Consider the following 26,722-nt stretch of genomic DNA (forward strand, 5'->3'; position numbering starts at 1 on the left):
AAGCGAATACGGCGGAATTGTTAAATCGACAGGTTTTGCCCGTGATTACGCTGATCGGAACAATGCCGTTATGCGTGCGGCATTGCCACTTTTCGCCAGAAAAATTGATTGAACGCCCCATGTCAACCTCTTTATTATCCGGTTTTGCCCATTGCGCCTTAATGACTGCGCCCGAGGACGAAGCCGGGTTTGTGATATTCGACGTGCCCGAGATCCATCATTTTCCAGCGACCGCCCCAGGTCAGACCGACCTGTTCGGCTGTCTGCCCGTATAACTGATAACCGCGCATGGCCCAGGGATCTTTTTCTGAAATGACGAGCTTGCCGTCGCGCAAAAACGCATTGTCCGAGGCAAGGCCGTATTGGTGATAGCTTTGAAACGCCGCGGCATTGGTGACGTTGCCCCCCATTTGCGCCAGCCGGTTTTGCCGCTCCGGACTGCGATATCCCTCCAGCAAAGCCATTTCATACCCGTATTGTTCGCGCATGATTTTGTACACGAGCAATAAACGCGTTCTGAAATCGGCGTCGAGCAAATTCCAGTCGCGGCTCGCGTCTTTAAGCGCGGGCCGGATCTGCTCGACTTCTCGCGTTGCGAATACCTCCGGCGGCAACGGCGGCGGGGGTACGAGCTGTTCGCCATTCAATAGCGCGGCAATTTTCTCGTCCGGAACCCGTGCGGTGTCATCGAATTGGAATAATTGCCGGCCGCGTAAAGCCAATGCCACCAATGGAGGCGTCGCAAGAATACCTGTCGTGGTAAAAATCAGCAAGCGCCGCTTCACCAGTAACTTTTGCATATCGGCTGCGGTCGATTGCGAAATTTTTGCCGAGCGTGCTAATTGACCGCGAGCGCGCGACGCACTGCGAGATGCTCCGCGCATAACGCGGCCGTGAATAGCGAGCGCCGCGCCTAATAAAGAGGCGCGTGCCGCCGGCAATAGCAGGATTGCGGCGATCACGACGGCGATGGCGAAATAGGCGAGAAGTACTACGGCAATCAAAGGCGACCCCGGAAATTGGAAACAATTGTATTTTGTAATGCTTGCTCTTAGAATCAGGCCTGCTCGGAGCGAGCCGGAACGTATTATCACGGCGAAATAATCCAGGATTCAATGAGACAGTGAATGAGTGCGCCGGAAAGTTCGAATTCCAAAGCCCCGCCTAGCCTGTTATCCGATAAGGCTAAAGGCGCTGACGGCAATGGTTCGCGAATTCTTGCGAACCTTGAAGGCCGCGTTGCGCCGCCTACGGAACAACCACGCCGGTCCAGGGCGCCATTGCTATTGGTCGCGTTGCTGGTGATCGCAGCCGGCGGCTGGGGTGCATGGCATATGCAGCAGCGCGTGCAGAGCGAGTCGCTGGCGGCGGCCACGCCTGAGAGCGTGCAGAAGAGTTCTGCGCCGGCGGCTGCCGCGAGCGCCGCGCCGCAAGTTGTCGCCAAAGCGGAGGCGCCGGCTCCGGCATCGTCGCAAGCGGCCACGATCGTTGCCGACGATAGCGACAGCAAAGCCGTTGCGGCGTCCGCTACAGCACCCGCCAGCGACGGTAGCCGTCTGTCGCGCGCGCTCGCCGACGGCGCGGAGCCGAGCAGCGCACCCGCACCGGTGGCATCCGCAACGGCCGCTTCCGCGGTCACGGCGCCGGCGGCGAAGCATGGCAAAAGCGCCACGGCGGTGGCCAGCAAGGAGAAGCACGAGAGCGCCGTGCACGGCAAGAAGGAAAGTGCGATTGCCGGCAACCGTCATGCGAGCGCGCCGACTGCGGTCGCTCAATCGAAGAAAACGCGCACGAGCGGTAGTGCATCGAAAGATGATTCGGATGCCGATCTATTGGCTGCGCTCGTTGCACGGACCAAGCCGGCGGATGCGAAAGCTGCGGACGGCAAGACCGCAACCAAGGTTAGCGCATCCGCAACACCTGGCAACGCCAAGCTCGCTGAGCGCGTGAAAGAGTGCGGACAGCGCGGCTTCTTCGAAGACCAGTTGTGCCGCTGGCGCGTATGTGACGGCCATTGGGGCAAAGATCCCGCGTGCCCGGGATCGGCGCAGCAGGCTCGTCAGCCTTAGTCGCGCTTCTTCATTCACTCTCGGCCTGCGGCGGTAGCGAAATCAATGCGCAGACCCCGCCGACCGTCATCACGCAATTGTTCAAGACGCTGAACTGCTGACGCGGCCGGTGCCGGTCAAGCTGCCGAACGGACGCGGTTTTCTACCGCGCTGCGCGCCTGCATTCAAGCCGCCTCAGGCGTGATGCAGGCCGCGCAGTAATTGACGGACACGCGAGAGATCCTGATCGACGTGCTCCGCTTTCTCGAACAACTCCGCCAGCCAGTCCACGAACGCGCGCACGCGCGGCGACACGCGGCGATTCTTCACATAGGCGACCGAGACCGGCATCGGCACGGGCTTCCATTGCGGCATGACTTCGCGTAATAGTCCCGAGTCGAGGTACGGTTGCGCGGCGATCCGCGCGGGCTGGATCAGACCGAGGCCTTGCAGGCCGCAGGTGAGATAGGCCTGTTCGTCGCTGACCTTGACGAAGCCTTTCACCTTCACGTTTTGCGCTTCGCCGTTCACTTCGAAATCGAAGTCCACTTCGCGGCCGTTATGCGGCGACATGCAATTGACGGCCGCATGTCCGCGCAAATCGTCGAGATCCGTCGGTGTGCCGTAGCGGGCCAGATAGGCCGGGCTCGCGCAGGTCACGTGTTCGAGCGTGCCGAGTTGGCGCGCGACCAGATTCGAGTCCGGCAATTCGCCGAGCTGGATGCTGCAGTCGATGGCTTCGGTGATCAGATCGACTGTGCGGTTGCTGATGCCGATCGCGAGATCGAGGTTGGGGTAACGCGTGTGGAAGTCTTCGAGCGCTGGCAGCACGATAGCGCTGGCTACGGCGCCGGGCATTTCGATACGCAGACGGCCGGTCAGGTTATCCGTCGCGTGACGGATGCTGGCTTCCATTTCGTCGATGTCGGCGAGGATTTGCGCACAGCGTTCGTGGTAGGCGGCGCCTTCGGGGGTGACGCTTAGGCGCCGCGTTGTGCGGGCTAGAAGGACTGTGCCTAGCAGGGCTTCCAGATTCTGGACGATCGTGGTCGCCGTGGCGCGCGGAATGTTTAGTGATTCCGCTGCGCGGGTGAAGCTGTTGGTGTCCACGATTCGGATGAAGGTGCGCATTGCAGTTATTCTGTCAATCACGGGTTCATGCTCCTGTCGAGGGTTGCTTTTGGTTTTTTTCTTGCCTGTTTTTTGGTAGGTTTTTTTTGTTTGGGATGCTTAGGGTTTTGGCCTTTCCTTGTGTTCTTAGTGGTCTATTAGTGTTGCCCCTGTGCGGGGCGGCACCTACTTCTCTTTGCCGCCGCAAAGAGAAGTAGGCAAGAGAAAGCGGCTCAAACCGCTAGCTCATAAGCGGGTCCCCCGCACAGTCGCGGCAGTGGCGCATCTGGAATCTGGGTTCTCGCGCATTCGGCGCTTGTGACAAGGCGCTCATTCTTCCCGCCTCGCGCTCCGCGCTCGCCGGAGCGGTCCACTTAGGAGTCGGTGGCTTCGTTTTGTGCGTTGTGGGGGCCGTCGGCTTCGCCTCGGCGATGCGCCGAAAGAAACGATTGGTTTAATTTGTACCGGGGGGCGCGCGTAGCGCCGCCGGAAGAATGACTGCTTTGTCACTCACGCCGAATGTGCGAGAGCACGGATTCCAGATGTGCCGCTACCGCGGCTGTGCGGGGGACCCGCTTAAGAATTAGCGGTTTGAGCCGCTTTCTCTTGCCTACTTCTCTTTGCCGCGGTGTAAAGAGAAGTAGGTGCCGCCCCGCACAGGGGCAACACTAATAGACCACTAAGAACACAAGGAAAGGCCAAAACCGAAAGAGCACACCCAAAAAAACAACCCTACAAAAAACCCACGCCACAGCCCCAAAAAAAACCGCGGCGCGAGCCAAAAAAACAATCACTTCCGCAAGGAATCCAGATCAATCACAAACCGATACTTAACATCACTCTTCAGCATCCGTTCAAAAGCCTCATTAATCCCCTGCATAGGAATAACTTCGATATCCGAAGTAATCCCATGTTCCCCGCAGAAGTCCAACATTTCCTGCGTCTCAGCAATCCCACCAATCAACGACCCAGCCAACCGGCGACGCTTGAAGATCAGATTAAACACCTGCGGCGACGGATGATCATGCTCCGGCGCGCCGACCAGCGTCATAGTCCCATCTCGCTTAAGCAGATTCAAAAACGGATTCAAATCATGCTGAGCAGCAACCGTATTCACAATCAGATCGAAGCTATTCAAATGCGCTTCCATTTCCTCGGCATTCTTCGAAATCACGACTTCATGCGCACCCAACCGCTTCGCATCTTCAATCTTGGAAGGCGAGGTCGTGAACAACACAACATGCGCGCCCATCGCGCGAGCAAGCTTCACACCCATATGCCCAAGGCCGCCAAGACCGACAATGCCGACCTTCTTGCCAGGACCAGCACCCCAGGTCCGCAGCGGCGAATACGTCGTGATCCCCGCGCACAGCAACGGCGCCACGCCAGCAGGGTCGAGATTCTCCGGCACACGCAGCGTGAACGCTTCATCCACGACGAGCTGCGTGGAATAACCACCATATGTGATCTGGCCGTCAACTCGATCAACACCGTTATACGTGCCGACAAAACCGTTCTCGCAATACTGCTCGAGATCTTCTTTGCAACTCGCACAGGTGCGGCACGAATCCACCAGACAGCCGACGCCTACCAGATCGCCGGCCTTGTACTTCGTTACATCCGGACCCACCGCGGTCACGCGGCCGACAATCTCATGGCCCGGCACAACCGGAAACACCGTGTTCTTCCATTCGTTGCGCGCCTGATGCAAATCGGAATGGCACACTCCGCAAAACAGAACTTCCATCTGCACGTCATGGGCGCGCAGTTCGCGGCGCTGGATTTCGAACGGGGCGAGCGGCGCAGTAGCGTCGGTCGCTGCATAGGCGTAAGTCGTGCTCATGGGTAGCTCCAGCAAAGAGGGTGAAGTTGCAAGGCGCCGGCGACGGGCGACACATGTCGCCGATGTGGCCAACCTCGTCATGAACCGGGATCACGGCGCGGGCGGTGGCTGGCAAATTCGTCAAACTGGGAATTGGCAACCGAGCCCGGCGCAGCGCGGAAAAGGATGATCCGGCAGGGTTCCCATGATAGGAGCGGGCAGGCAGCCCGGGAATACCTGAATGTCTTGAAGATTTGCCTAAAACTCCTGGCGAAGAGCGCGATAGGTTGTTTGGTGCTAAATTTCAAGCATTATTCTCTCGCACGTCACTATACCGTCATGTCTCCCCGTTCCGCTGAACCCGTCTCGGTCGATCCCGCCCAGCAGCGCCTGATCGAATTATTCGATGTGCTCGCGCCCACCCCGGGCTTCACGCGCACGAGTCTCGAAGGCGTCAATCTGATGCGCGCGAATAGTCCCATGCCGCGCATGCCGGTCATGTACGAACCGAGCATCGTGATCGTCTGTCAGGGCCGCAAGCGCGGCTTTCTCGGCGATCAGGTGTTTCAGTACGACGCGCAGCAGTACCTGGTTCTCTCAGTGCCGTTGCCATTCGAATGCGAAACCGAGGCGAGTGCGGAAGAGCCGTTTCTCGCCATCTCGGTGCGCGTCGATCTGACCATGGTGGCCGAATTGCTGATGGCGTTGAACGAAACGCAGGGCGCCGCGCAGAACGAACCCGTCGGCATTTATTCGACACCGCTCGACCCGGCGCTGTGCAATGCGGTGCAACGGCTGATGGATGCGCTGGCTTCGCCGCTCGACGCGCGCATTCTTGCACCCGGCGTGGTGCGCGAAATCTGTTATCGCGTGCTGACCGGCGAGCAAGGCGACGCGATTCGCGCGGCGCTCACGCATCAGAATCATTTCGGCCGCATTGCCAAGGCGCTGCGGCGAATTCATGCCGACTACCACGGCGTGCTCGACGTCGATACGCTCGCGTCCGAAGCAGGCATGAGCCTCGCCGTGTTTCACGCGCAGTTCAAAGCGGTCACCGCGACTTCGCCGATGCAATACGTAAAGACCACGCGTTTGCATCACGCGCGTTTGCTGATGGTGCAGGATGGGCTGAATGCGGGCGCGGCCGCGGCGCGCGTCGGTTATGAAAGCGCGTCGCAGTTCAGCCGCGAGTTCAAGCGTCTGTTCGGGCTGAGCCCGGTCGACGAAGTGAAGCGCATGCGCGCCCTCTACGACGCGCCGCCGCCGCGCGTGGTGAAACCGGTAGCGCGTTACGTTACTGCCGTGTGATCGGGCAAAACGGACCGCACTACAAACCGCTGAACCAGTTGTACCCCTGGTCTTCCCAATAGCCGCCGGGATTCGTGTTGGTCACGAAGATCGCGGCGATGTGCTTGGGATTCTTGAAACCGAGTTTGGTCGGCACGCGCAGTTTCAAGGGATAACCGTATTTGGCCGGCAGCGGCTCGTTGCGAAAATCGAGCGTGAGCTGCGTCTGCGGATGCAGGGCCGTCGCCATGTCGAGACTGGAGTAATAGCGGTCCGCGCATTTGAACCCAACATAGCGCGCATTCAGATCGGCACCGATGCGCTCCAGAAACGTGCGAAACGGCACACCGCGCCATTGTCCGATCGCGCTCCATCCTTCAATACAGATGTGGCGAGTGATCTGCGAAGCCTGCGGCAACGCGCGTAGCTGATCGAGGTTCCAGGTGCGCTTGTCCGAGACGAGCCCTGATACTTCCAGTTGATACGTCGAGCCGTCGATGTCCGGCGCGTCGAACTCAGGATAGAACGCGTTGAAGGGGAACGGGTCGGTGATTTCGCGCGCCGAATAGGTCGGCGCGAGCTTGTTGCGATCGAATAGCCAGCCTTGCACGCGATCATTCCAGCGCGACATGGCCCAAAGTACTTTGTCGACCGAATCGCCGTCCTGCATGTTGCAGCCCGAGAGCATCCCCAGTGCGCCGATGGAAAGCGAGGAGCGCAGAAACAGCCGCCGTTGCAGTCGCTCGATTTGCGGCTGATGATCGGCAAGCACGATGGGGGATCGGCGTGCGTCGCGGTTGGGTTTGGATGCGCTCATGCCTGGCTCCCTTCATGCGCCGAATGTGGCCGTGCGCGTCCTGTCAACATCGGCAGCAAGGTGCGCGGCACCAGCAGCACGAGCGCCAGATGCACGACCACGAAACCGACCACGCCTGCCATCGCAATGAAATGCACGCGTCGCGCAAAATCAAAGCCGCCGAACAGTGCGGTGAGCCATGAGAATTGCACGGGCTTCCAGATGGACAGCCCAGACGCGACCAGCAACACGCCAAGACATAGCACCAGCAGATACAGCGCGCGCTGCACTGCGTTGTATTTGCCGGTATCGTGCGATAGCTTGAAGCGCAGCGCGAGGCTGGCGTCATGCGCCACGTCGCGTGGATGAACCGGCAACAGCTTGCGCCGGAAATGCCCGCGTCCGACGCCATACGCGAAATACAGCAGCCCGTTCGCGCAAAGCAGCCACATGGCCGCGAAATGCCACGCAATCGAGCCGCCCAGCCATCCGCCGACGGTCGCCCACACCGGAAACCGGAACGGGAAAAACGGCGACGCGTTATAAATGGCCCAGCCGCTCATCACCATGCAGACCATCGCGAATGCGTTGATCCAGTGCGTGACTCGTACGGCGAGCGGGTGAACGGGCAGGCGCGTTGGTGTTTCGGGCATGGTGTGAAGCTCACGAGACAAACGGGGAATCGAAAAGCCGCGTCCTGCAAGAACGCGGCGGCCCGACTCAAAGAAAAAACAGAAACGCCGTCTTACATCGGCGGCGTCACGCCATGCTCGCCCGCGGAGATGAAGTTGGCGGCCATCGAGCCGTCGGCTTCCTTGTGTGCAAACAGCACGACTTTCGCGCCGGGCACCAGCAGCGAACGGTCACCCGATTCCAGCGCGACGATAGGCACGTCTTGCGGAATCACGATTTTCTTTTCGCCGTCCTTGTACTTCACGGTGATCGTGCGGCCGTTGCTGACCACGAGCGAACCCACCGTGCCGTTAGTCATCGAACTGTTGCCGCCGAGATCCCACGGACGATGGCCTTCGCCGGAGCCGCGCATGCTCGCCGGAAACACATGCACTTCGAGCGCCTTCAGCGTGCCGTCCGCCTGCGGAATCGCGGCGGTGCCGACATAGCTGTCCGGCTTGATGTCGTTGATGTTGGCGAGCACCACGCCGCGGATCGGCGTGTCCTTGGCGAGCTTCACGTCAACGTCCTTGCCGTCGCGCGTGTGGACCTTGAGCAGATCGCCCGACAGCGATGTCACCGTGCCGCGGACGCCGGTGGGCGCGGCGCTCTGAGCGTGGGCAGCCGGTCCAGCGGCGAGCAAGGCAGCGGCGACGAGCGCGGGGGCGGCGAAAGCGCGCAACGCACGCGGGGAAACAATCTTCATGAATCTGCTCCAGGTGGTGAAGGATGGGGGCAGATTAGACTCGGGACCGGCTCCGGCGAGTGACAGACGGATGACAAAAACGTCATGAACGGCGCGCGGCGGACACGTAGAATGACCGGCATATCCACGTCCAGAATTCGGCGAGCGGCAGGGCGAGGTTCTGCGCCAACGCCGAATCGGAGCACCGAGCACCGAGCACCATGAGTATCCTCGTCATCGAAGACGATCCGAAAACCGGCGACTACCTGAAGAAGGGCTTGCGCGAGAGCGGCTATGCGGTCGATCTTGCGCGCACCGGCACGGACGGGCTGCACATGGCGCTCGAAAATGCGTACGACCTCGTGGTGCTGGATGTGATGCTGCCCGGTATCGACGGCTGGGAAATCATGCGTGCGCTGCGGGCGCGGCGCGATCTGCCGGTGATCTTCCTGACCGCGCGCGACCATGTCAGCGACCGCATTCGCGGTCTTGAACTCGGCGCGGACGATTACCTCGTGAAGCCGTTTTCATTTACCGAACTGATGCTGCGGATCCGCACGCTGCTTCGCCGCGGTGTGATCCGCGAGAGCGACGTGTTCGAGATCGCCGACCTCAAGCTCGACGTGCTGCGCCGCAAGGTGACGCGTGAAGGCGTGGAGATTCCGCTCACCAATAAGGAATTCATGTTGCTGCATCTGCTGGTGCGCCGTCAGGGCGAAGCGCTGTCGCGCACGCAGATCGCCTCTGAAGTGTGGGATATGAACTTCGACAGCGACACCAACGTGGTCGACGTGGCCATCAAACGGCTGCGCGCCAAGATCGATCATCCATTTGAAAAGAAGCTGATCCATACGGTGCGCAGCATCGGCTACGCTTTCGGCGACGGCTCATGAAATTCTGGACCAGGCGCTCGCTCACGGCTCGCACTACGATACTGTTCGCGACGATCGCATGCGTGGTGATCGGCACGCTCGGCGCGTACTTCTATCACTCCGCCGAAGTCTCGCTGCAACGCCGCGCCGACGTGGTGCTGGCCGCCCGTGTCGAGCATTTCAGCCGCATCGTGCGCGATCTCTATCCGGTCGGCGAACTGAAGACCCGGCCATTGCTATTCGAGACCATGCTCGGCGCGGAACAGGACGTGCTGCTGTTTCGCCGCCCGGGCGAGGCGCCGTTCATCGACGTGAACCCGGCGGGCGTGGCCGTGCCCGCGCTGCAAGCCGGCGTGGAGGGCCGCTTGCCGACCTTCGCCGATATCCGCCAGACGCACCTGGCCAACGGCGTGCCGGTGCATTGGGCGATCGCAACTGCAAAGGCGCGCGAGGACGGCACCGAAGTCGAAGTGATCGCTGGCCACCCGATGACGGAGGAAATGCGCATGCTGGCGGCGTACCGCGACCGCATCGTGCTGGCCACGCTGATCGGCATGCTGGCCGCGACGCTGCTCGCCTGGTACGTGCTGCGCCGCGCCCTGCGCCCGGTTCGCGAGATTGCCACGCGGGCCGCGCAGATCAGCCCCACGAGCCTCTCGGTGCGGCTCGACAGCGAGGCGGCGCCGCTCGAATTGCGCCAGATCACGCATGCGTTCAACGCCATGCTCGACCGTCTCGCCGACGGCTATCAGCGGCTCTCGCAGTTTTCCGCCGATCTGGCCCACGAGATCCGGACGCCGGTCGGCGCATTGATAGGGCAAACGCAGGTGACGCTCGCGCGGACCCGCGAGCCCGACGAGTATCAGCAGGTGCTCGAATCGAATCTCGAAGAACTGAGCCGCCTGAGTCATATCGCGGAGAACATTCTGTTTCTCGCGCATGCGGACCACGCGGCGCTTTCAGTGGAACGTGAACCGGTCGATCTGCGTGAGGAACTCGTCAGGATCGCAGATTATTTCGAAGGTCCCGCCGACGAACGCGGGATGCGCTTCGTGGTCGAGGCCGCAGGCGTGGCGTCGGTCAATCCGATGCTGTGCCGCCGCGCGATCAACAACCTGGTGGTCAATGCCGTGCGTTACGGGGCGAGCGATACCGTGGTGCGTCTGCGTGGCACGCAGGACGAGGCGGGCGCCACCGTCGCGGTCGAAAACGACGGCGCGCCGATCCCCGAGGAGCAGCTAGGCCGTCTGTTTGACCGTTTCTATCGCGCGGACGCGGCGCGCAGCGCGTTCACCGAATCGAGCGGTCTGGGTCTCGCGATCGTCAAGGCGATCATGCATTTGCATGGCGGCACGGCAAGCGTGGTGTGTCCGGCGCCGGGCGTGGTGCGCTTCGAGTTGCGCTTTCCGGGCACCTAAGTGCGGGTCGCGCCGGCCGGGTTTTCCGGTTCGTGACAGCACACGCAGAGCTTGTTGCCGTCCGGATCGCGAAAGTACGCGCCGTAATAGTTCGCGTGATATTGCGGACGCAAGCCCGGCGGTCCCTCGCACATACCGCCATGAGCGAGCGCCGCGGCGTGCGCGCGATCCACCGTGACGCGGTCGGCGGCGAGCAGGGCGATCATCTGGCCGTTGCCGGCCGACGCAGGTTGGCTATCGTAGGGCTTACCGATCACGAACAGCGGGCGCGGCGCATCCGCCGCCATCCATCCGGACCAGCATGCTTCCGGATCGCGGAATTTGAGGCGCAGATCGAGCGTGCCCATCAGTGAGTCGTAAAAGCTGCAAGCACGCTCGAAATCGCCGATACCGATGAAAACGTGGGAAAGCATCGCTGTCGCTCCTGGTGACTACTGACTGCACAAGCCGGCGCTGTTCGTTCAGACTCAAACCTTCTTCAGATACGCGGCCTTCAGCATAAAGTTGCCGGCGTCCATCTTGCAGTCCACTTCGTGATCGCCGCCGACAAGACGAATGCTCTTCACCTTGGTGCCCATTTTCAGCGTGATCGACGAGCCTTTCACTTTCAGGTCCTTGATCAGCACGACGGCATCGCCGTCGGCCAGCGGGTTGCCGTTGGCGTCCTTGACCACGCGTGCGTCGGCTTCGTCGAGGGACGCGGCGGCGTTCATCGGCCATTCATGCGCGCAGTCGGGGCAGACGTAGTTGTCGCCGTCCGGGTAGGTGTTTTCCATCGCGCAGTGCGGGCAGGCGGGAATTGTCGACATGATTTTTTCCAGACCGCGGCGCCGGGCCGCGGAAAACTTCAGGGGCGGCGAGTATAGCCGATGGGCGCCGGGCGGCCCGCATCCGCAACACGGTATGCTGTGCAAGCGCAAACCGGCGTGTGTAGATCCTGACGCGAAAGATGTCTGACGGCGCTAGACGGGCAGCGGACTATACTCTTCCGACAGACCGGCGGTCCCCAATGTCTCGTCGTGCTTTGCGAACCCTCGCAAAGCACACCATTGTTCGCATCTCACAGCAGGAGTTCTGTCATGGTCAAGCTCGCCCTGTACGTTCGTCTTGAAGCCAAACCCGGCAAGGAAAAAGACGTCGAAGCGTTTCTGCTCGGCGGCTTGCCGCTGGTCGAGGAGGAGCCGGGCACTGTCGCGTGGTTCGGTTTGAAACTGGGGCCGTCCACCTTCGGTATCTTCGACGCCTTTCCGGATGAAGCCGGCCGTGAAGCACACCTGAACGGCAAGGTGGCGGCCGCGCTGATGGCGAAGGCCGGCGATCTGTTCGCCTCGCCGCCCACGATCGAAAAAGTGGACGTGCTTGCAGCGAAATTGCCGGGCTAGGCCAACTAGCGGCGACAGCGCGTGACCAGCCGCTCTGTCGTCCGTTTCGCCGACGCCGTAACGGAAAAAACGCGCTGATCATCCCGACGACGCCACGCCATGATCCGGCGCGGTTAAGCCAGTGTTCAGCGGCCCGCCGGGTCGCCCGCCGGCTGGCCCGCGTAGGTCGCGCGCTTTTCCTCGTACATCAACAGATCGGCCCGCTGCACGCCCGCTTCGAGCCGGTCGCCGCGCAGGCAGGTGGCCGCGCCCATCGAGAAACTGAGCGGCGAGCCCGGATAAAACTGATTGTTCAGCTCGATCAGTTGGCGGATCGCATCGATCATTGCGGCGCCTCCGCGCTCGTCGGTGTCCGGCATCAGGATCGCGAACTCGTCGCCGCCAATCCGCGCCGCATGAAACGGCGTCTCGGTCGCCTTGGCGAGCACCTCGCCGGCGCGCCGCAAAAGCGCGTCGCCGGCCGCGTGGCCGAGCTGATCGTTGACGCGTTTCAAGCCGTTCAAATCGGCCATGATGATCGTCACGGGCCACGGACCCTTGCGTTCGAGCCGGTTCAATTCGTCCACGTAGAACGAGCGGTTGCGCAGTTTGGTCAGCACGTCGTGCTTGCCGAGGAACTCGAGGTAGGCTTCGGCCTTCTTGCGCGCCGTGATGTCCGTGAGCGCCACCAGCACCAGATCCCAGCTTTGCTCATGCCCCGGCAGCACGGAAAACTGCAGGTGCACATGCACCTCGCTGCCGTCGAGCGAATAGTTGAGCACTTCGCGCTGCTGGAACAGCTTGCCGTCCCATAGATCGACCAGTTGCTCGCGGAAATGCGGACGCATGTCGTCGCGGAACACCTCGGCGAGATGCGACAGCAGCGTTTTCTTGTCCTTCGCCGCGAACATGTCGAGCGTGTGCTGGTTCACGTCGAGCACATGGATTTCCTGCATGCAGCGTTCGACGAACTCGGGATGCACGTCCGTAAACACGCGGAAATCGTTGATGCCGGCCGCCCGTGCTTCGTCGAGCAGACGCTTGACCGCGCTGAAATCCTCCACCCAGAGCGACACCGGCGAATATTCGAACAGACCGCGCACATACTGCTCGGCAAGCGTCACGCGATGCCGCGCGCCTTCCAGTTCTGTAATGTCTTCCACCGAGACCAGCACGCGATCCCAGCGCGCCTCGTGGCCGGGCAGCACGGCGCCCTTGAGCAGCACGTCGAGGCGCCGTCCGCCGAGCGTGTAGTTAACCGTCTGGCTGGTGAACTGCGATTGGCCGGCCCACAACTGGCATAACTCTTCCAGATGCGTCTTGAGCATGTCGTCGCGGAACACCGAGGCGAGATTGCTGGTGAGCGCTTCGAAATCGGTGGCCTCGAATTGCGTTAGCGTCTTCTGATTGACCTTGATGACGCGGATGCTGTGCGCGCATTGCGCGACGCAGCCCGGATTGGCGGCGAAATGCGCGCGCAGATCGGTTATACCGTCTGCCCGCCATGCATCGAACAAGGTGCGCACGCCGCTGAAGTCTTCGAGCCAGAGCGAGACGGGCGCGAGTTCGAACATCTCGGAATCGTCGTTGGCGGGCGCCGGGCCGCGCGGGAGGATATCCAGCATGAGGTTCTCAAAATCGGAAGTGCCGCTATTTTAAGACGGGTTCGGCTGTGGCTGAAAAGAAAGACCGGTTACGCATCATTTTTACGCCAGGCTATCAAGCAGGATAACGGCGCCGTACCGTTGGACTTGAGGCGCGCCAGGGCGCATCCGGCGGGGTGTCCAACCCTTCAGCGGACTTGCCGGCAAGCCTTCCGGAGGCTTGTTACACTGGCCTGCAAATTGTCCTGTCCATTCACGTCGCCAGGAAAAAGCGCCGCCATGAAGCCATCCCTGCTGGTTCTGATCCATCTTAACGATGCAAGCCGCGCGAAGATCGAAGCCGCGTTCGACGTGGTCTATGCGCCCGACGCCACCGCGCGAGCCGCCGCGCTCGATGCGCACGGTGAGACGATTCGCGCCGTGCTGACCAACGGCACGACCGGGCTCGCCGCCGCGGATATCGACCGCATGCCGCAACTCGAACTGATCAGCGCGCTGGGCGCGGGCTATGAAAACCTCGCCGTCGACCACGCCCGCTCGCGCGATATCGTGGTCGTCAACGGCGCGGGCACCAACGATCATTGCGTGGCCGATCATGCGTTCGCGCTGCTGCTCGCGGTGGTGCGCGACGTGCCGCAGCTCGATCAGGCCACCCGCAAGGGTGTCTGGCGCGACTCGTTGCCGATGCAACCGAACGTCTCCGGCAAGCGCCTCGGCATTGTCGGGCTCGGCAACATCGGCGAGAAAGTCGCGCGGCGCGGCGCGGGGTTCGAGATGGAAATCGGCTATCACAACCGTAAGCCGCGCGAAGGCTCGCCGCATCGGTACTTCGATAGCGTGGAAGGCCTTGCGCGCTGGAGCGACTTTTTGATCGTCGCGACGCCGGGTGGTGCGGGCACGCGTCATCTGATCGGCGCGGCGGTGTTCGAGGCGCTCGGGCCACAGGGCTTCGTGGTCAACGTGTCGCGCGGCAGTGTGCTCGACACGGCGGCGCTTGCGCAGGCGCTCACAGCAGGGACGATTGCCGGCGCCGCGCTCGACGTCTACGAGAGCGAGCCCAATCCGCCCGAAGCCTTGCTAATGCTGCAGAACGTGGTGCTGACGCCGCACGTGGGCGGCCGCTCGCCGGAAGCGATCACGGCCTCGGTCGACAACTTTCTGGACAACGCCCGCCGGCATTTTGCGGGAGATGCGGTACTGACGCCGATCTGATGTCCACGACCGGCGGGGTCTGTACTACCTGCCTTCGTCGCTGCCCGGCCGGTTGCCGATGTACTCGTACTCTTCGTCGGACAGCGCGTGCGGCATGGCCGACGCGTAGCGCCGTCGTCGAAAGCCAAACACAAACTATCGGCGCAGCGGATAGTTTCTCTCGAAAATGGCGATTTCCCTTGTGAGGCCACCGCGCATACGATGGGCGGTATCGCATCACCACCGCTTCGGCGCAGCCGGAGCAGCGACGGAGATCCCGCATGGAACATCACGCTCGCACGCAGAACGAACGGCTCGACATCAAGACGACCACCTGCTACATGTGCGCCTGCCGCTGCGGCATTCGAGTGCATCTTCGCGAAGGCGAGGTGCGCTACATCGACGGCAATCCGGAGCATCCGCTCAACCAGGGCGTGATCTGCGCGAAGGGCGCCTCGGGCATCATGAAGCAGTACTCTCCCGCGCGCCTCACGCAACCGCTGATGCGCAAGCCGGACGCGGAGCGCGGCAGCGCGCAGTTCGAGCCGGTGTCGTGGGAGCATGCGTTCGAGGTGCTCGAAAAGCGTCTCGGCCACATTCGCGCCACCGACCCGAAAAAATTCGCGCTCTTCACCGGCCGCGACCAGATGCAGGCGTTGACCGGGCTGTTCGCCAAACAGTTCGGTACACCTAATTACGCGGCGCATGGCGGCTTCTGCTCGTCCAATATGGCGGCGGGCATGATCTATACGATCGGCGGCTCGTTCTGGGAATTCGGCGGCCCGGACCTTGACAGCGCCAAGCTGTTCTTCATGATCGGCACGGCGGAAGATCATCATTCGAATCCGCTCAAGATCGCGATTTCGAAATTCAAGCGCGCGGGCGGCCGCTTCATCGCGATCAATCCGATTCGCACGGGCTACGCGGCGATCGCCGACGAGTGGGTGCCGATCAAGCCCGGCACCGACGGCGCGCTGTTCATGGCGTTCCTCCACGAACTGATTGCCGCCGACGCGTGGGATCACGAATTCGTGCGCCGCTACACCAACGCGGCGGAACTCGTCTCGCTCGACGAAGCCAGCGAAAACTTCGGCCTGTTCGTGCGCGATCCCGAGCGGCCGGTCGGCAATCCGCTGTTTCCGCAGAATCACCTCTGGTGGGACACTCAAGCCGCGCGCGCTGTGCCGCATCATGCGGCCGGCGTCAGTCCCGCGCTCGACGGCCGCTATACGCTCGAGGACGGCACACCCGTCACGCCGTCGTTCGCCTTGCTGCGTGAACGCGTGGCCGATTGCACGCCCGAGTGGGCTGCCGGCATCACCGGTATTTCGGCCGACACGATTCGCCGCCTCGCCGGTGAAATGATTCAGACGAGCCGCGCTCATCGCATCACCTTGCCGATCCGCTGGACCGACGCATGGGGCGAGACGCACGAAACCGTCACCGGCAACCCGGTCGCCTTTCACGCGATGCGCGGGCTGGCGGCGCACTCCAACGGCTTCCAGTCGATTCGCGCGCTAGCCGTGCTGATGTCGCTGCTCGGCACGATCGACACGCCCGGCGGCTTTCGTCACAAGTCGCCGTTTCCGCGTGCCGTGCCGCCGTCGGCGAAACCGCCGAACAGCCCCGACGCCGTCAAGCCGAATACGCCGCTCGCCACCGGCCCGTTGGGCTGGCCCGCCGCGCCCGAGGATCTGTTCATCGACGAACAGGGCGGCCCGGTGCGCATCGACAAGGCGTTCTCGTGGGAATATCCGCTCGCCGTGCATGGCCTGATGCACAGCGTGATTACCAACGCGTGGCGCGGCGATCCGTATCCCATCGACACGCTGATGATTTTCATGGCCAACATGGCGTGGAATTCGTCGATGAACACGATGAAAGTGCGTGAGATGCTGGTCGACAAGCATGCTAGCGGCGAGTACAAGATTCCGTTTCTGGTGGTGTGCGACGCGTTCCAGTCGGAGATGACCGCGTTCGCCGATCTGATCCTGCCCGACACGACGTATCTGGAACGGCACGACGCGATGTCCATGCTCGACCGGCCGATCTCCGAATTCGACGGCCCGGTGGATTCGGTGCGCGTGCCGGTTGTGCCGCCCACCGGTGAATGCAAGCCGTTCCAGGAGGTGCTGATCGAGCTTGCGTCGCGTCTGAAGTTTCCTGCCTTCACGACCGCGGAGGGCGCGCGCCGCTTTCGCGACTATCCCGACTTCGTCGTCAATTTCACGACTTCGCCGGATTCCGGCGTGGGCTTTCTGATCGGCTGGCGTGGCAAAGATGGCGACAAGGCGCTGGTAGGCGAACCGAATCCGCAGCAGTGGGAGCAGTACGCGAAGCACAATTGCGTGTTCCATTACCCGTTGCCTGAGACCCTGCAATATATGCGCAACTGCAACGGACCGTATCTCGAGTGGGCGGTCAAGCACGGTTTCCGCAAGTTCAGCGAGCCGATTCTGATCCAGCTTTACTCCGACGTGATGCAGAAATTCAGGCTCGCCGCGCAGGGTCGCACGAGCGGCAGGCAACCGCCGGATCACTTGCGCGCGCGGGTGGAAAAGTACTTCGATCCGCTGCCGTTCTGGTATGCGCCGCTCGAAAGCGCGGCGACCGACCTCGACAGGTTTCCGCTCGCCGCGGTGACCCAGCGGCCAATGGCGATGTACCACTCGTGGGACTCGCAGAACGCATGGCTGCGGCAAATTCACGGCGAGAACTATCTGTACATGAATCCGTTGATGGCGGCCGAGAACGGTATCGCCGACGGCGCGTGGATCTACGCCGAATCGCAATGGGGCCGCGTGCGCTGCATGGCGCGGTTCAGCGAGACCGTCGAGCCGGGCACGGTATGGACGTGGAACGCGATCGGCAAGGCGTCGGGCGCATGGAATCTCGGGCCGGGCGCGAACGAATCGCAACGCGGTTTCCTGCTCAATCACCTCATCACCGACGAGTTGCCCAACCGCGTCGACGACGTAGCGCGAAGCATGTCGAATTCCGATCCGGTGACGGGCCAGGCCGCATGGTACGACGTGCGCGTGCGCATCTATCCGGCGGAGGCGGACGCGCGGCATACGCTGCCGCAGTTCGCGGCGATGCCCGCCGTGCCGGGCGAGAACGGTGTGATCTCGCGGATCGTGCAAACCTACTTCGCGGGACGACGGGAGTTCGCGGCGCGGCTGCGCGGCGCGACGGGGCGCAAATAACATCAGGACAGCCGCAAGGAGCCTGTGATGACACAGATGGCATTGGTGATCGACCTGAACGTGTGCGTGGGATGCCACGCCTGCGTAACGAGTTGCAAGGAGTGGAACACGTCGGGCGAATCGGGCAGTCTCGCCGATATGAATCCGTACGACGCGGATCCGTCCGGCACGTTCTTCAACCGGGTGCAGAGCTTCGAAGCCGGCAGTTTTCCCAACGCCGAGACGATCCATTTTCCGAAGTCGTGTCTGCACTGCGAGGATCCGCCGTGCGTGCCGGTGTGTCCGACCGGCGCAAGCTATAAGCGCAAGGAAGACGGGCTCGTGCTGGTGGACTTCGACCGCTGTATCGGCTGCAAGTATTGCGCGTGGGCGTGTCCGTACGGCGCGCGCGAACTCGACGAAAGCCGCAAGGAGATGACCAAGTGCACGCTGTGCGTCGATCGGATCCACGATGAAAATCTGTCCGAGCGCGATCGGCAGCCGGCCTGTGTGCTCGCTTGTCCGACTTCGGCGCGGCTGTTCGGCGATATTCACGATCCGGAGTCGGTGGTGTCGAAGGCGATCGAGGAGCGCGGCGGCTACCAGTTGATGCCCGAGTGGAATACGCGGCCGGCGAATCACTATTTGCCGCGCGTGCCCACCGAGGCCGCGGGCTGCGGCAGTGGCTCGTGCTCGTGCAAATCGACGGGCTCGGTACAGGAACCGGAATCGCTCGATGCGCAATTCGAGCGCGGCGAGTTGCGTCTTGCGTCGATGGCGACGCGCATCTAATCAACCCATAGGACCTCACGATGAATCCCGCATTCTCCGTGGTTTTTCTCACCACTTTGAGCGGCGCGGCACAGGGTCTGCTGATCGCGCTCGTCGGTGTGGAAACTGCCGCGCATCTGGGCCTGCTCGCTTCGCCCTCCGGTGCGTTCTATATCACCGGCGCGGGCGTGTCGGTGGCGTTGGGCGGACTCGGACTGATCGCGTCGTTCTTCCATCTCGGTCATCCCGAACGCGCATGGCGCGCGATCGCCATGTGGCGTACGTCGTGGTTGTCGCGTGAATGTCTGTGCCTGCCGGCGTTTCTCGCCTGCGCGTTTTTATATGGCGTCGCGCATTGGTTCGCCTCGCCGTGGTCGCTCGCGATCGGCTGGCTCGGCGTGCTGGCGAGCGCCGTGCTGTTCGTCTGCACGGCGATGATCTATGCGTGCCTGCGCTTTCTGCAGGAGTGGGCCACGCCGCTCACGTTGGTGAACTTCGCGCTGCTCGGTTGCGCGTCAGGCTTCACGCTGGCGACGGCCTTGAGCGCGTGGTTCGCGCCTGAATGGACCGTTGGACTCGCTGTCTGCGCATGTGTGCTGACGCTCGCCGGTTGCGCGAGCCGCTCGGCGTCGCTCATGCGCAATGCGCGCTTGCGGCCGAAGTCGACCGTGCAGAGCGCCACCGGCATTCACAATCCCAAGCTGGTGCAGGTGTCGCGCGGCTTTACCGCCGGTGCGTTCAATCTGCGCGAGTTCTTTCACGGCAAATCGGCGGGCACGCTACGCAATGTCAAATGGGGCTTTCTCGCGACGGCGTTCGTCGCGCCGGTTTTGTTGATGGCGCTAGGCGCGAGCCTGCATTCGATTGGCGTTTCGCTCGGCTTGCTGGCCGCGGCGTGTCTTGTGCAATACGCGGGGTTGGTGGCGGAGCGGTGGTTTTTCTTTGCAGAGGCGAAGCATCCGCAGAATCTTTACTACGCGAGGGTAGGCTAAAAGAAGAGGCGCGCTCCAACATATCAAGTGGGCACAACGAACGCGGCCGCCAGGAATGGCGGCCGCGTCGTTTCTCTGTGCGTTCGCACATAAGATGAAACTACGAGCGCATTAAAATCAATTGCTCACAGAAGAGCAATTCAGCACAAGTTGAAATTAAAGGCGTTTATAAGGGGAAATTTTCACCAGCCTCGAAGGCATAAGTTGAGATTTTCTATCACGGCCGACGCTTGACCCTGGTGGACGGTGCGTTGCGACGCCCACTTACGTTGCCAAAACGAGTCGCTGGAATCGCTTGGTCGCATATCCGCCAGATATCAATGCGCCCAGCATATTCTCAGAACGGTAACGCCGCATCGATTGCGCAAACGTGGCAATTTGTCATACCTTACGCTAGTCACAGGTTCAAAGGACTGGTATGCCAGCGCAATGCACATTTGCACTTAATGGACAGAAGCTCTCGACGCTCCTCTGCAGCGGGTTTGGTGGAGTAGCGGCGTTCTCCGGCAATAAGGATCACGTCGATAACCCCGCAGATACTGCTGTCGTCGGTGCCGGTCCTATCCCCAGGGGTCGCTATTACATCATCAAGCGCGAGACGGGTGGGCGGCTTGGGCGCGTGCGCGACCTCGCCCTGGATATGTGGTCAAACAGCGATCGGGCGAGTTGGTTCGCGCTGTACAGCGCCGACGGCAAGATCGATGACTGGACTTTCGTGAACGGCGTGAAGCGCGGCAATTTCCGGTTGCATCCGAACGGCCGCTGGGGTATCAGCGACGGCTGTATAACGCTCCCATCGCGGGCGCAGTTTGACCGTCTGAGCGCCTACCTGCTGTCTCAGCCGTCAGCGGTGATCCCCGGCACGGATATCCCCTACTATGGAACGGTGGACGTGCGATGAAAGGTCTCTTGCGCTCGGGCCTTGCGGTCCTGCTTACCCCCCTCGTGTTCATCGGCCTTTCGCGAATTGACCCGCTTGCGCGCTGGGTCGGTAGCGACGCCGTGTGGATTGCACTGACGCCGTTATTTCGTATATTCGGCGCCGTTGGCACCGAAGGCGAAGAAAGCATAGTGCTCTCCGTGCTGCTGACCGTCAGCTTCATCATTGCGGCGCTCCTTGTCTGGATTGCAGCGGTGTTTATTCAGAGGCAAAGACAGCGCCAGGCAGCGCGGTAAGCGCTCCGCAATGTTCCCGTGAGTATGTTGCCTGTCACCCATAGCACAACTGTCGATAGCCGATGACATGTCTGGTGACCAGCATGACGTGGATTCTTTACCGGCGGAGACCGGCCGAGGCTGTGTGAAAACACGTATTGAACGCAGTCTTCTAAAAAAAACGACCCGTCAGATCGCGCTGTATTGGCTTGGTAGCAACTCGGGAAGGGTAAAGCGACACCCGAAAACCGAGTACTTTTGGGTTTTCACACAGCCTCGGCCGATTTCGCGCGCTCGCTGTCAGCCCGGGATCGGCCAGGAAGGAACGTTCGACGTGTGTACCAGAATTGGCGACAATATCGCACCACACCACGGAAACGGCGAGACGTCAAATGGGTCTATTGAGCTTCCAGTGCTCGTACTGCTCGGAATGGCATGAGGGCGAGCCAAGCATTGGCTTCAAAGTTCCGGGCTATTTACTGGATATTGCGGAGGCCGACAGAGAGGCGCGGGCATGGTGGAGCGAAGACCTTTGTGTTATCGACAGTCGATATTTCTTCGCGCGGGCATGCCTGGAAATTCCGATAATCGATGGTGCCGAACCGTTTTTATGGGGAATATGGGTTTCCCTTAGCGAGCACAACTTCAAAGATTACGAGGCCAGGCTTGCGTCGGGCGATCCTGGGGGACCATATTTCAGTTGGCTAGCAAATCAATTTCCCGGCTATCCATCGGTCGAAGGGCTCAAAGCACGCACTTTTCCTCAGGCAGGGACGGACAGGCCACTTGTCGAGCTTGAGGAGACTAACCATCCGTTATCGATCGACTTTCATGGGGGAATCACGAAAGCGCGAGCACAAGAGCTTTTTGCCTCGGTTTTTCATCCGAAAAGCAATTTTCATTGAGGAGGCCAATCCTCAAGACCTAAATGTGTTCTGCTCCTGATAGAGAACCGCAAGGACGTGCCTCCGCTCAAGAACGGCCGGCCATGTTCGAGGCATGAGCGGCCGCTCGCGATAGCTCCGCGGACACTCGCCGTGACGGCGCGAATGGTGGCGCAGGATTAGCTGCTGGAGTTCAACGTAGCGGGAAGGTTCAGCCGGACCCGGCGTGACGTCGGAGATCCTGTGGCCCGAAACAGTCGCACGGAACCAGCGTTCCGCCGTGCCCGCCCCAGAAGACGAGGCCGAAAAAATTCAAGCCGATAGCGGCGTTGTTTCCCCGCCTTTTGTGCACCATACAACGGGGAAACAAGAGGATCGTCCGCAAGGACGTGAGCGACATGCAGAGCGGCCGCTCACGGACCAGCACTTCAGTTAGGAATCGAGATGGACCTGAACGCCAGTCGATGTATAGATAGGCGTGACGGTGAAGCCGTCAACAGCAATAGTCGAAAACTTCACGTTCGAACCATTGCCGCTGATTAGGTTGATCGTATCGCCGACCTTAGGTGTGAAGCCGTTGACGAACTTCACATGCAGCGTTCCCCCAACAACCGTAGTCTGAGCGCCCACCTTCATCGAGCCTTGCCCATTCGCGCCGATATCGAGTTCCAGCGTCGTATTCGCAAGTTGCGTGTATTTGCCGACCACGGACACGACACCAGGCGCATTGATGACCACGGTGCCCGCGCCAAGGTAGACGTCCCCGGTGCCGAACGCGGTCGTCGAATCCGCTTCGAGCGTACCGCCGCTGACCTGTGAGCCGCCGGAGAAGGTGTTGGCGCCAGCCAGCTTGAGCGTTCCGCTGCCCTGCACGGTCAGCTTGCCGGCTCCTGAGATCGGATTGCGCCACGTATCGGCTGCGTTGAAGCCGCCTTGGGTGGCGTCCATGGACACGATGACGTTGCCGTTGAATGCGCCGTAGCCATCCGCCGCTGCGAACATGTTCAAACGCCCCCAGCCTTCCGCATCGTCCATGACCGGGTAGCCGGACGGGAGTTCGGTCGTCTTCAGCACGACCCGGCGCTGATCTGCGCTGAGATAGGGGAAACGAGTTTCAAGCAGCGTTTCTGCACCCTTCGGAACGACCGGCGCGGCATCGGTCGCCTCGATTTGCGAAAAGCCAAAAGTCATGCGACGCAAGTAATTGGACTGATTGGTCGCGTAGTCGGCAAAGCGGTCCGTTGAGATTGTGCCCGAATGCGCGAAGGTAGAGAGCGTGGCACTCGTCGTGTTCGTCTGGGACATCAATGCACTTTGGGCCTGCGCATATGCCGAGGTTTTCAAGGACGCATTCGCCGGGTTGTAGAGGTTGGCCGCCACTACGGCCAGGCCCTGCATGCGGCCACCGATTACGTCGAGCGGCGAATGCATGCCCGCGATGATTCGGTTTTCTCCTAATTCCATTGCGCGGCTCATCATTTCCTGGAAGCGCTGCGGAACTACGTAAGCCATGGCCATCGAGTCACGCATTGCTTCGGCGGTATGGCCGCTAATGAAGCCACCGTCTGTCGCGGGCGTGGTGCTTTCGGCCGGTACCAGCGTGGGATCGACCACCACGGAACTGCTCCACCGGAACGGTCTGGCGTATTTATAAAAGCGCTTGGCGGGTTCCGTCGAACCGTTGGTGCTCATGGCATTGACAAAGTCCACCACGGTGCCAAAAGTCGTGTTGGTCGGACGGCCAACGCCCGTGTTGTTGCCTGCGTCGCTGTACAGCGTCGTGGTAGCGTTGGCCGGGATGGAGGTGATCGTCGTGGTTTGCTGCGTGCTGCCTAGCCATGCGCTGGTCAATGGCCCCAAGCCGTCGGTCACGCTGTATCCCTTGTTGCGGCGGTCGTCGAAATAAGCCGCATCGGCCTGCGCCTGTGTGCGGGAGACTGTTTCGTTGACGACGAACTGCGTGTTCTGGCCCAACACGGCGGCATTGAGGATCGTGCCGCAAGGCGTGCCCGAGCTAACGAGGCCTGAACACGTCGAAGCGACCACGGCCGGGAATCCATCGACGGCCGGTGCCGACGCGCCCGCGTCGACAATCATGGTCGACGGCTGCCACAGGTCGAGGAAGCGAGCGACAACGCGTACGCCGGCATTTGTATCGAGTGTCGCGAAGTGGGCATCGTTTCGCTGGTTGGAGGCGGCATTGTCGACGAATGCAGGTACAGGAGGGATGGACGCACTGTCCACAAAGCCTGGATCTGCCGGCGGGGCGGGCACGACGGCCGCATTACTTTGGACGTCATCACCGCTCCCGCAGGCACTCAGCGTCAGCAGGGTGCATAGGGCAATGAAACTGGATAGCGAGCGGGGGCGGGGGAATCGAAACAACATAGGCTTCCTGAGTCGGTGGCAAAAGAGTCAATGGGGACGGATCTTGAGCGATCTAAGTGAAGCCCCGATGACATTCAGAAAGGTTTGATGTTTTCAGAACGCGCACGAGCATGGGTTGCGGTTGCGGTTATCTGGAATCGTTGTGTGTTCTCTCCGTTCAAGCGAAGCCCTGACGCAGCGATCTTCAAAGCGATATAGCTTTGGAGCAGGTGTTATCCAAGACGGGGAAAATCCGAAATGGACATAAAACAGCGGCCATTCGCCAGATCCTGGCGAGGGACTCCTGAAGGTCGGGCTGCGCCAGTCCGCTCTTCAAACTCTTCACTGGAAAGCGGCCAGAGGATCAGCGGGCTCACGCCGCGTGCTCGCCCGCGCTAACTCGCTTGCTTACCGATGCGACCGACCCGGCGCAATGCTCCACATTGATTCTTGTCTACGACGTGAGTCGCTGGGGCCGATTTCAGGACATTGATGATTCGGGGTTTTACGCTCTCCCGTGAGCGCCAGATGTTTGGAAAGGGAACTCAAATCCCCGTATTCCCGCTGTGCGACAATTATGTCCCGTGGCGCAAAACTGTCAGTAATTAAGACCGCTGCAAAATGGAGCCCTCAGATTGGTCCAAGGAGCCAAGCCAGGTGATCGATGAGAATGCCATATGCGTTGCCATGATAGCGCTCGATGAAAGCCGGGAACTCATCGTCACTGCATGCAACGACCGATTCTTTCAGTTAACGGGGAGAGCGGACGCGGGTCTGCAGATTTTCCCCGTTGCATTCGATGCACTGCTTGCAAGTTCCGCGCCGCGCGGGTTCCGCAAGAAACTATTCGCGTGTTTTGCGTCCGGGCGGCCGCCGGAGCCCGAGCAAACTCATGACTTTCGCGAGGGCAGCCAATGGTGGCGCTTTTCGCTCAAACCGATCAGGCACGGCGACGGCTCCAGCGCGCGCGAGGTGCTCGTTACCGGTTTCGACATGACTGCAAAGATCGATCGGCCGCAGGAGCCGGAAGTTGATGCTTCGCGTTATCGTGCTTTGGTCGATCTGGCTTACGACGCTATTGTCACGATGGACGAACAGCACAACATCACACTATTTAATCGCGCGGCCGAGAATCTTTTTGGCTTTTCGTCTGCCGAGGTGCTTGGCAGACCAGTCGTAACTCTCTTGCCCGAAAGGTTTCGCACGCACCACCCACGGAAGGTTCAGCAGTTCGCGGACTCGTACCAGCCCGTGCAGCGGCAGGCGACCCCGCCGCGTATGGATCAAAGCAACAGTGTGTACGGGCAGCATCGCGACGGATCGATAATACCCGTCGAAATCGCAGTCTCCAAGATTGAGAGGAACGGCGCGACCGAATTCATGGCGGTCGTCCGGGACATCAGCGACCGCGCCCGGCTAATGACGCTGCTAAAAGCGCAGGCTAAGACCGACGTGCTAACGGGTCTGCCGAATCGCCGTGAATTTCTGGAGTTCGTGGAGAGAGTACTTGCTACGAGCGATGGTTTATCTGTGTTCATTCTTGACGTTGATTTTTTTAAGGAGATCAACGATCGCCGTGGACACGATGCCGGTGATGAGGTCTTACGCGTGCTCGCCAAGGTCGGAACGTCAATGGCGGATGGGCCGGGTCTATTCGCCCGCTGGGGAGGTGAGGAGTTTGTCGCGGCCTTGCCTGGTGCGGATACACATCTTGCCTATGCGCTCGCGAATGAACTGCGGCGGCGCTACGAACGGCAGGATTTCGAGCACGCGTGGCATTCTGAGCCGATTCCATTTACCGTCAGCATCGGCGTGGCCACTCGTGAAGCCGGCGAGGTCGATGTTGACGCGTTAATGAAGCGCGCGGACCGGGCGCTCTATCGGGCAAAGCAATCCGGCCGCAATCGCGTCGAGATTGGATAGACGCCGGCATGGACCGGCAGTGATGCGGCAGCAACTCAGGAGTATTCGTCTCCGAGAACCAGTCCTCGGCGGAAGCAATCGGAACCTCGGCGGGAGAAATCGCTCAGGGCAATCTGGACTTGTCGCAGCGAACGGAAGAACAGGCTGCGTCACTTCAGGAGACCGCGGCAAGTATGGAGGAGTTGACCGCAACCGTACGTCAGAATACGGAAAATGCGAAGCAGGCGAATTCGCGGGCGGTTAACGCTTGCGATGTCGCGGTGCTCGGTGGGAAAGTCGTCGGCGAAGTCATCGAATCGATGGGCGCGATTTCGGAGAGATCCGGCAAGGTCGCTGAAATCATTGCCGTCATCGAGGGGATCGCGTTCCAGATGAACATTCATCATGGGGGAAATTGCCTCCGCCTCCGACGAGCAGGGCACGGGCATCGAACAGGTCAATGTTGCGGTGGGACAGATGGACGCCGTGACGCAACAGAACGCGGCCCTTGTCGAGGAGGCGTCGGCCGCCGCTCAGGCAATGGCCGGGCAGGCATCCACGCTGCGCGATGCGGTCGCTGTCTTCAGGGTTTGAGCGGCA

The 26,722-nt window shown here is 61.1% G+C and carries 23 protein-coding genes and 1 pseudogene; 14 read left to right on the forward strand and 10 right to left on the reverse strand.

The features are described 5' to 3' along the window. Positions 1 to 158 precede the first annotated feature (158 nt). Complete coding sequence (locus tag B0G80_RS28480) at positions 159 to 1,004, reverse strand: M15 family metallopeptidase (protein ID WP_116121348.1); 846 nt, start codon at positions 1,002 to 1,004, stop codon at positions 159 to 161. A gap of 123 nt (positions 1,005 to 1,127) precedes the next feature. On the opposite strand from B0G80_RS28480, the gene B0G80_RS28485 reads away from it, so the two are divergent. Next, the gene (locus tag B0G80_RS28485) at positions 1,128 to 2,069 is read left to right on the forward strand and encodes a hypothetical protein (RefSeq protein WP_116121349.1); all 942 of its coding nucleotides are present in this window, start codon (positions 1,128 to 1,130) and stop codon (positions 2,067 to 2,069) included. A gap of 174 nt (positions 2,070 to 2,243) precedes the next feature. On the opposite strand, the gene B0G80_RS28490 is transcribed toward B0G80_RS28485, so the two are convergent. Both B0G80_RS28490 and B0G80_RS28495 read right to left on the reverse strand, forming a co-directional pair. After that, positions 2,244 to 3,200 carry a LysR family transcriptional regulator gene (locus tag B0G80_RS28490; RefSeq protein ID WP_147309928.1) on the reverse strand — a complete coding sequence of 319 codons (957 nt, stop codon included), beginning with the start codon at positions 3,198 to 3,200 and terminating at the stop codon, positions 2,244 to 2,246. 748 nt (positions 3,201 to 3,948) lie between these two features. Continuing rightward, on the reverse strand, positions 3,949 to 5,001 hold the full coding sequence (locus B0G80_RS28495; RefSeq protein WP_106280718.1) for an NAD(P)-dependent alcohol dehydrogenase: 1,053 nt from the start codon (positions 4,999 to 5,001) through the stop codon (positions 3,949 to 3,951). Between the two features lie 318 nt (positions 5,002 to 5,319). On the opposite strand from B0G80_RS28495, the gene B0G80_RS28500 reads away from it, so the two are divergent. After that, on the forward strand, positions 5,320 to 6,288 hold the full coding sequence (locus B0G80_RS28500) for an AraC family transcriptional regulator (protein WP_116121351.1): 969 nt from the start codon (positions 5,320 to 5,322) through the stop codon (positions 6,286 to 6,288). A gap of 19 nt (positions 6,289 to 6,307) precedes the next feature. Here the strand turns inward: B0G80_RS28500 and B0G80_RS28505 are convergent, their stop codons facing one another. The 3 genes from B0G80_RS28505 to B0G80_RS28515 form a co-directional block, all read right to left on the reverse strand. Next, positions 6,308 to 7,084, reverse strand: a complete 777-nt coding sequence (locus tag B0G80_RS28505; protein ID WP_116121352.1) for a molybdopterin-dependent oxidoreductase — start codon at positions 7,082 to 7,084, stop codon at positions 6,308 to 6,310. Continuing rightward, on the reverse strand, positions 7,081 to 7,716 hold the full coding sequence (locus B0G80_RS28510) for a cytochrome b/b6 domain-containing protein (protein ID WP_116121353.1): 636 nt from the start codon (positions 7,714 to 7,716) through the stop codon (positions 7,081 to 7,083). Before B0G80_RS28510 ends, B0G80_RS28505 begins: the two co-directional genes overlap by 4 nt. Positions 7,717 to 7,808: 92 nt before the next feature. Beyond that, complete coding sequence (locus tag B0G80_RS28515) at positions 7,809 to 8,441, reverse strand: hypothetical protein (RefSeq protein ID WP_106280726.1); 633 nt, start codon at positions 8,439 to 8,441, stop codon at positions 7,809 to 7,811. A 200-nt stretch (positions 8,442 to 8,641) separates the two neighbouring features. On the opposite strand from B0G80_RS28515, the gene B0G80_RS28520 reads away from it, so the two are divergent. Further along, on the forward strand, positions 8,642 to 9,313 hold the full coding sequence (locus B0G80_RS28520; protein WP_106280728.1) for a heavy metal response regulator transcription factor: 672 nt from the start codon (positions 8,642 to 8,644) through the stop codon (positions 9,311 to 9,313). Further along, on the forward strand, positions 9,310 to 10,710 hold the full coding sequence (locus tag B0G80_RS28525; protein WP_116121354.1) for a heavy metal sensor histidine kinase: 1,401 nt from the start codon (positions 9,310 to 9,312) through the stop codon (positions 10,708 to 10,710). Before B0G80_RS28520 ends, B0G80_RS28525 begins: the two co-directional genes overlap by 4 nt. Here B0G80_RS28525 and B0G80_RS28530 read toward each other — a convergent pair. Both B0G80_RS28530 and B0G80_RS28535 read right to left on the reverse strand, forming a co-directional pair. Continuing rightward, a complete protein-coding gene (locus B0G80_RS28530; RefSeq protein ID WP_116121355.1) occupies positions 10,707 to 11,123 on the reverse strand; it encodes a VOC family protein in 417 nt (138 codons plus the stop codon). The genes B0G80_RS28525 and B0G80_RS28530 overlap by 4 nt on opposite strands. 54 nt (positions 11,124 to 11,177) lie before the next feature. After that, complete coding sequence (locus B0G80_RS28535) at positions 11,178 to 11,519, reverse strand: zinc ribbon domain-containing protein YjdM (protein ID WP_116121356.1); 342 nt, start codon at positions 11,517 to 11,519, stop codon at positions 11,178 to 11,180. A gap of 270 nt (positions 11,520 to 11,789) precedes the next feature. On the opposite strand from B0G80_RS28535, the gene B0G80_RS28540 reads away from it, so the two are divergent. Then, positions 11,790 to 12,092, forward strand: a complete 303-nt coding sequence (locus tag B0G80_RS28540) for a putative quinol monooxygenase (RefSeq protein ID WP_106280735.1) — start codon at positions 11,790 to 11,792, stop codon at positions 12,090 to 12,092. Between the two features lie 125 nt (positions 12,093 to 12,217). Here the strand turns inward: B0G80_RS28540 and B0G80_RS28545 are convergent, their stop codons facing one another. Continuing rightward, a complete protein-coding gene (locus tag B0G80_RS28545) occupies positions 12,218 to 13,696 on the reverse strand; it encodes a sensor domain-containing diguanylate cyclase (RefSeq protein WP_116121357.1) in 1,479 nt (492 codons plus the stop codon). 258 nt (positions 13,697 to 13,954) lie between these two features. On the opposite strand from B0G80_RS28545, the gene B0G80_RS28550 reads away from it, so the two are divergent. The 7 genes from B0G80_RS28550 (at position 13,955) to B0G80_RS28580 (ending at position 21,874) form a co-directional block, all read left to right on the forward strand. After that, a complete protein-coding gene (locus B0G80_RS28550) occupies positions 13,955 to 14,887 on the forward strand; it encodes a 2-hydroxyacid dehydrogenase (RefSeq protein ID WP_116121358.1) in 933 nt (310 codons plus the stop codon). 260 nt (positions 14,888 to 15,147) lie between these two features. Next, positions 15,148 to 18,072 carry a molybdopterin-dependent oxidoreductase gene (locus B0G80_RS28555; protein WP_116121359.1) on the forward strand — a complete coding sequence of 975 codons (2,925 nt, stop codon included), beginning with the start codon at positions 15,148 to 15,150 and terminating at the stop codon, positions 18,070 to 18,072. Positions 18,073 to 18,099: 27 nt separating this feature from the next. After that, entirely contained in the window at positions 18,100 to 18,843 is a 744-nt protein-coding gene (locus B0G80_RS28560; protein WP_116121360.1) for a 4Fe-4S dicluster domain-containing protein, read from the forward strand. 20 nt (positions 18,844 to 18,863) lie between these two features. Continuing rightward, on the forward strand, positions 18,864 to 19,814 hold the full coding sequence (locus B0G80_RS28565; protein WP_116121361.1) for a DmsC/YnfH family molybdoenzyme membrane anchor subunit: 951 nt from the start codon (positions 18,864 to 18,866) through the stop codon (positions 19,812 to 19,814). 418 nt (positions 19,815 to 20,232) lie between these two features. Beyond that, entirely contained in the window at positions 20,233 to 20,715 is a 483-nt protein-coding gene (locus B0G80_RS28570) for a DUF2778 domain-containing protein (protein ID WP_116121362.1), read from the forward strand. Beyond that, positions 20,712 to 20,990 carry a hypothetical protein gene (locus B0G80_RS28575; RefSeq protein ID WP_116121363.1) on the forward strand — a complete coding sequence of 93 codons (279 nt, stop codon included), beginning with the start codon at positions 20,712 to 20,714 and terminating at the stop codon, positions 20,988 to 20,990. The genes B0G80_RS28570 and B0G80_RS28575 overlap by 4 nt, the downstream gene beginning before the upstream one ends. A 371-nt stretch (positions 20,991 to 21,361) precedes the next feature. Next, positions 21,362 to 21,874: a DUF2199 domain-containing protein gene (locus tag B0G80_RS28580; RefSeq protein ID WP_116121364.1), complete on the forward strand. Its 513-nt coding sequence runs from the start codon at positions 21,362 to 21,364 to the stop codon at positions 21,872 to 21,874. A gap of 411 nt (positions 21,875 to 22,285) precedes the next feature. Here the strand turns inward: B0G80_RS28580 and B0G80_RS28585 are convergent, their stop codons facing one another. Continuing rightward, on the reverse strand, positions 22,286 to 24,241 hold the full coding sequence (locus B0G80_RS28585) for a phosphatase PAP2 family protein (protein WP_181920087.1): 1,956 nt from the start codon (positions 24,239 to 24,241) through the stop codon (positions 22,286 to 22,288). 600 nt (positions 24,242 to 24,841) lie between these two features. On the opposite strand from B0G80_RS28585, the gene B0G80_RS28590 reads away from it, so the two are divergent. Together B0G80_RS28590 and B0G80_RS28595 are read left to right on the forward strand one after the other, a co-directional pair. Then, the gene (locus B0G80_RS28590) at positions 24,842 to 26,143 is read left to right on the forward strand and encodes a sensor domain-containing diguanylate cyclase (protein ID WP_116121365.1); all 1,302 of its coding nucleotides are present in this window, start codon (positions 24,842 to 24,844) and stop codon (positions 26,141 to 26,143) included. 47 nt (positions 26,144 to 26,190) lie between these two features. Further along, a pseudogene (locus B0G80_RS28595) lies at positions 26,191 to 26,716 on the forward strand (chemotaxis protein); the annotation flags it as partial. Positions 26,717 to 26,722: the final 6 nt, after the last annotated feature.

The organism is Paraburkholderia sp. BL6669N2 (assembly GCF_003387275.1).
Lineage (GTDB): Bacteria > Pseudomonadota > Gammaproteobacteria > Burkholderiales > Burkholderiaceae > Paraburkholderia.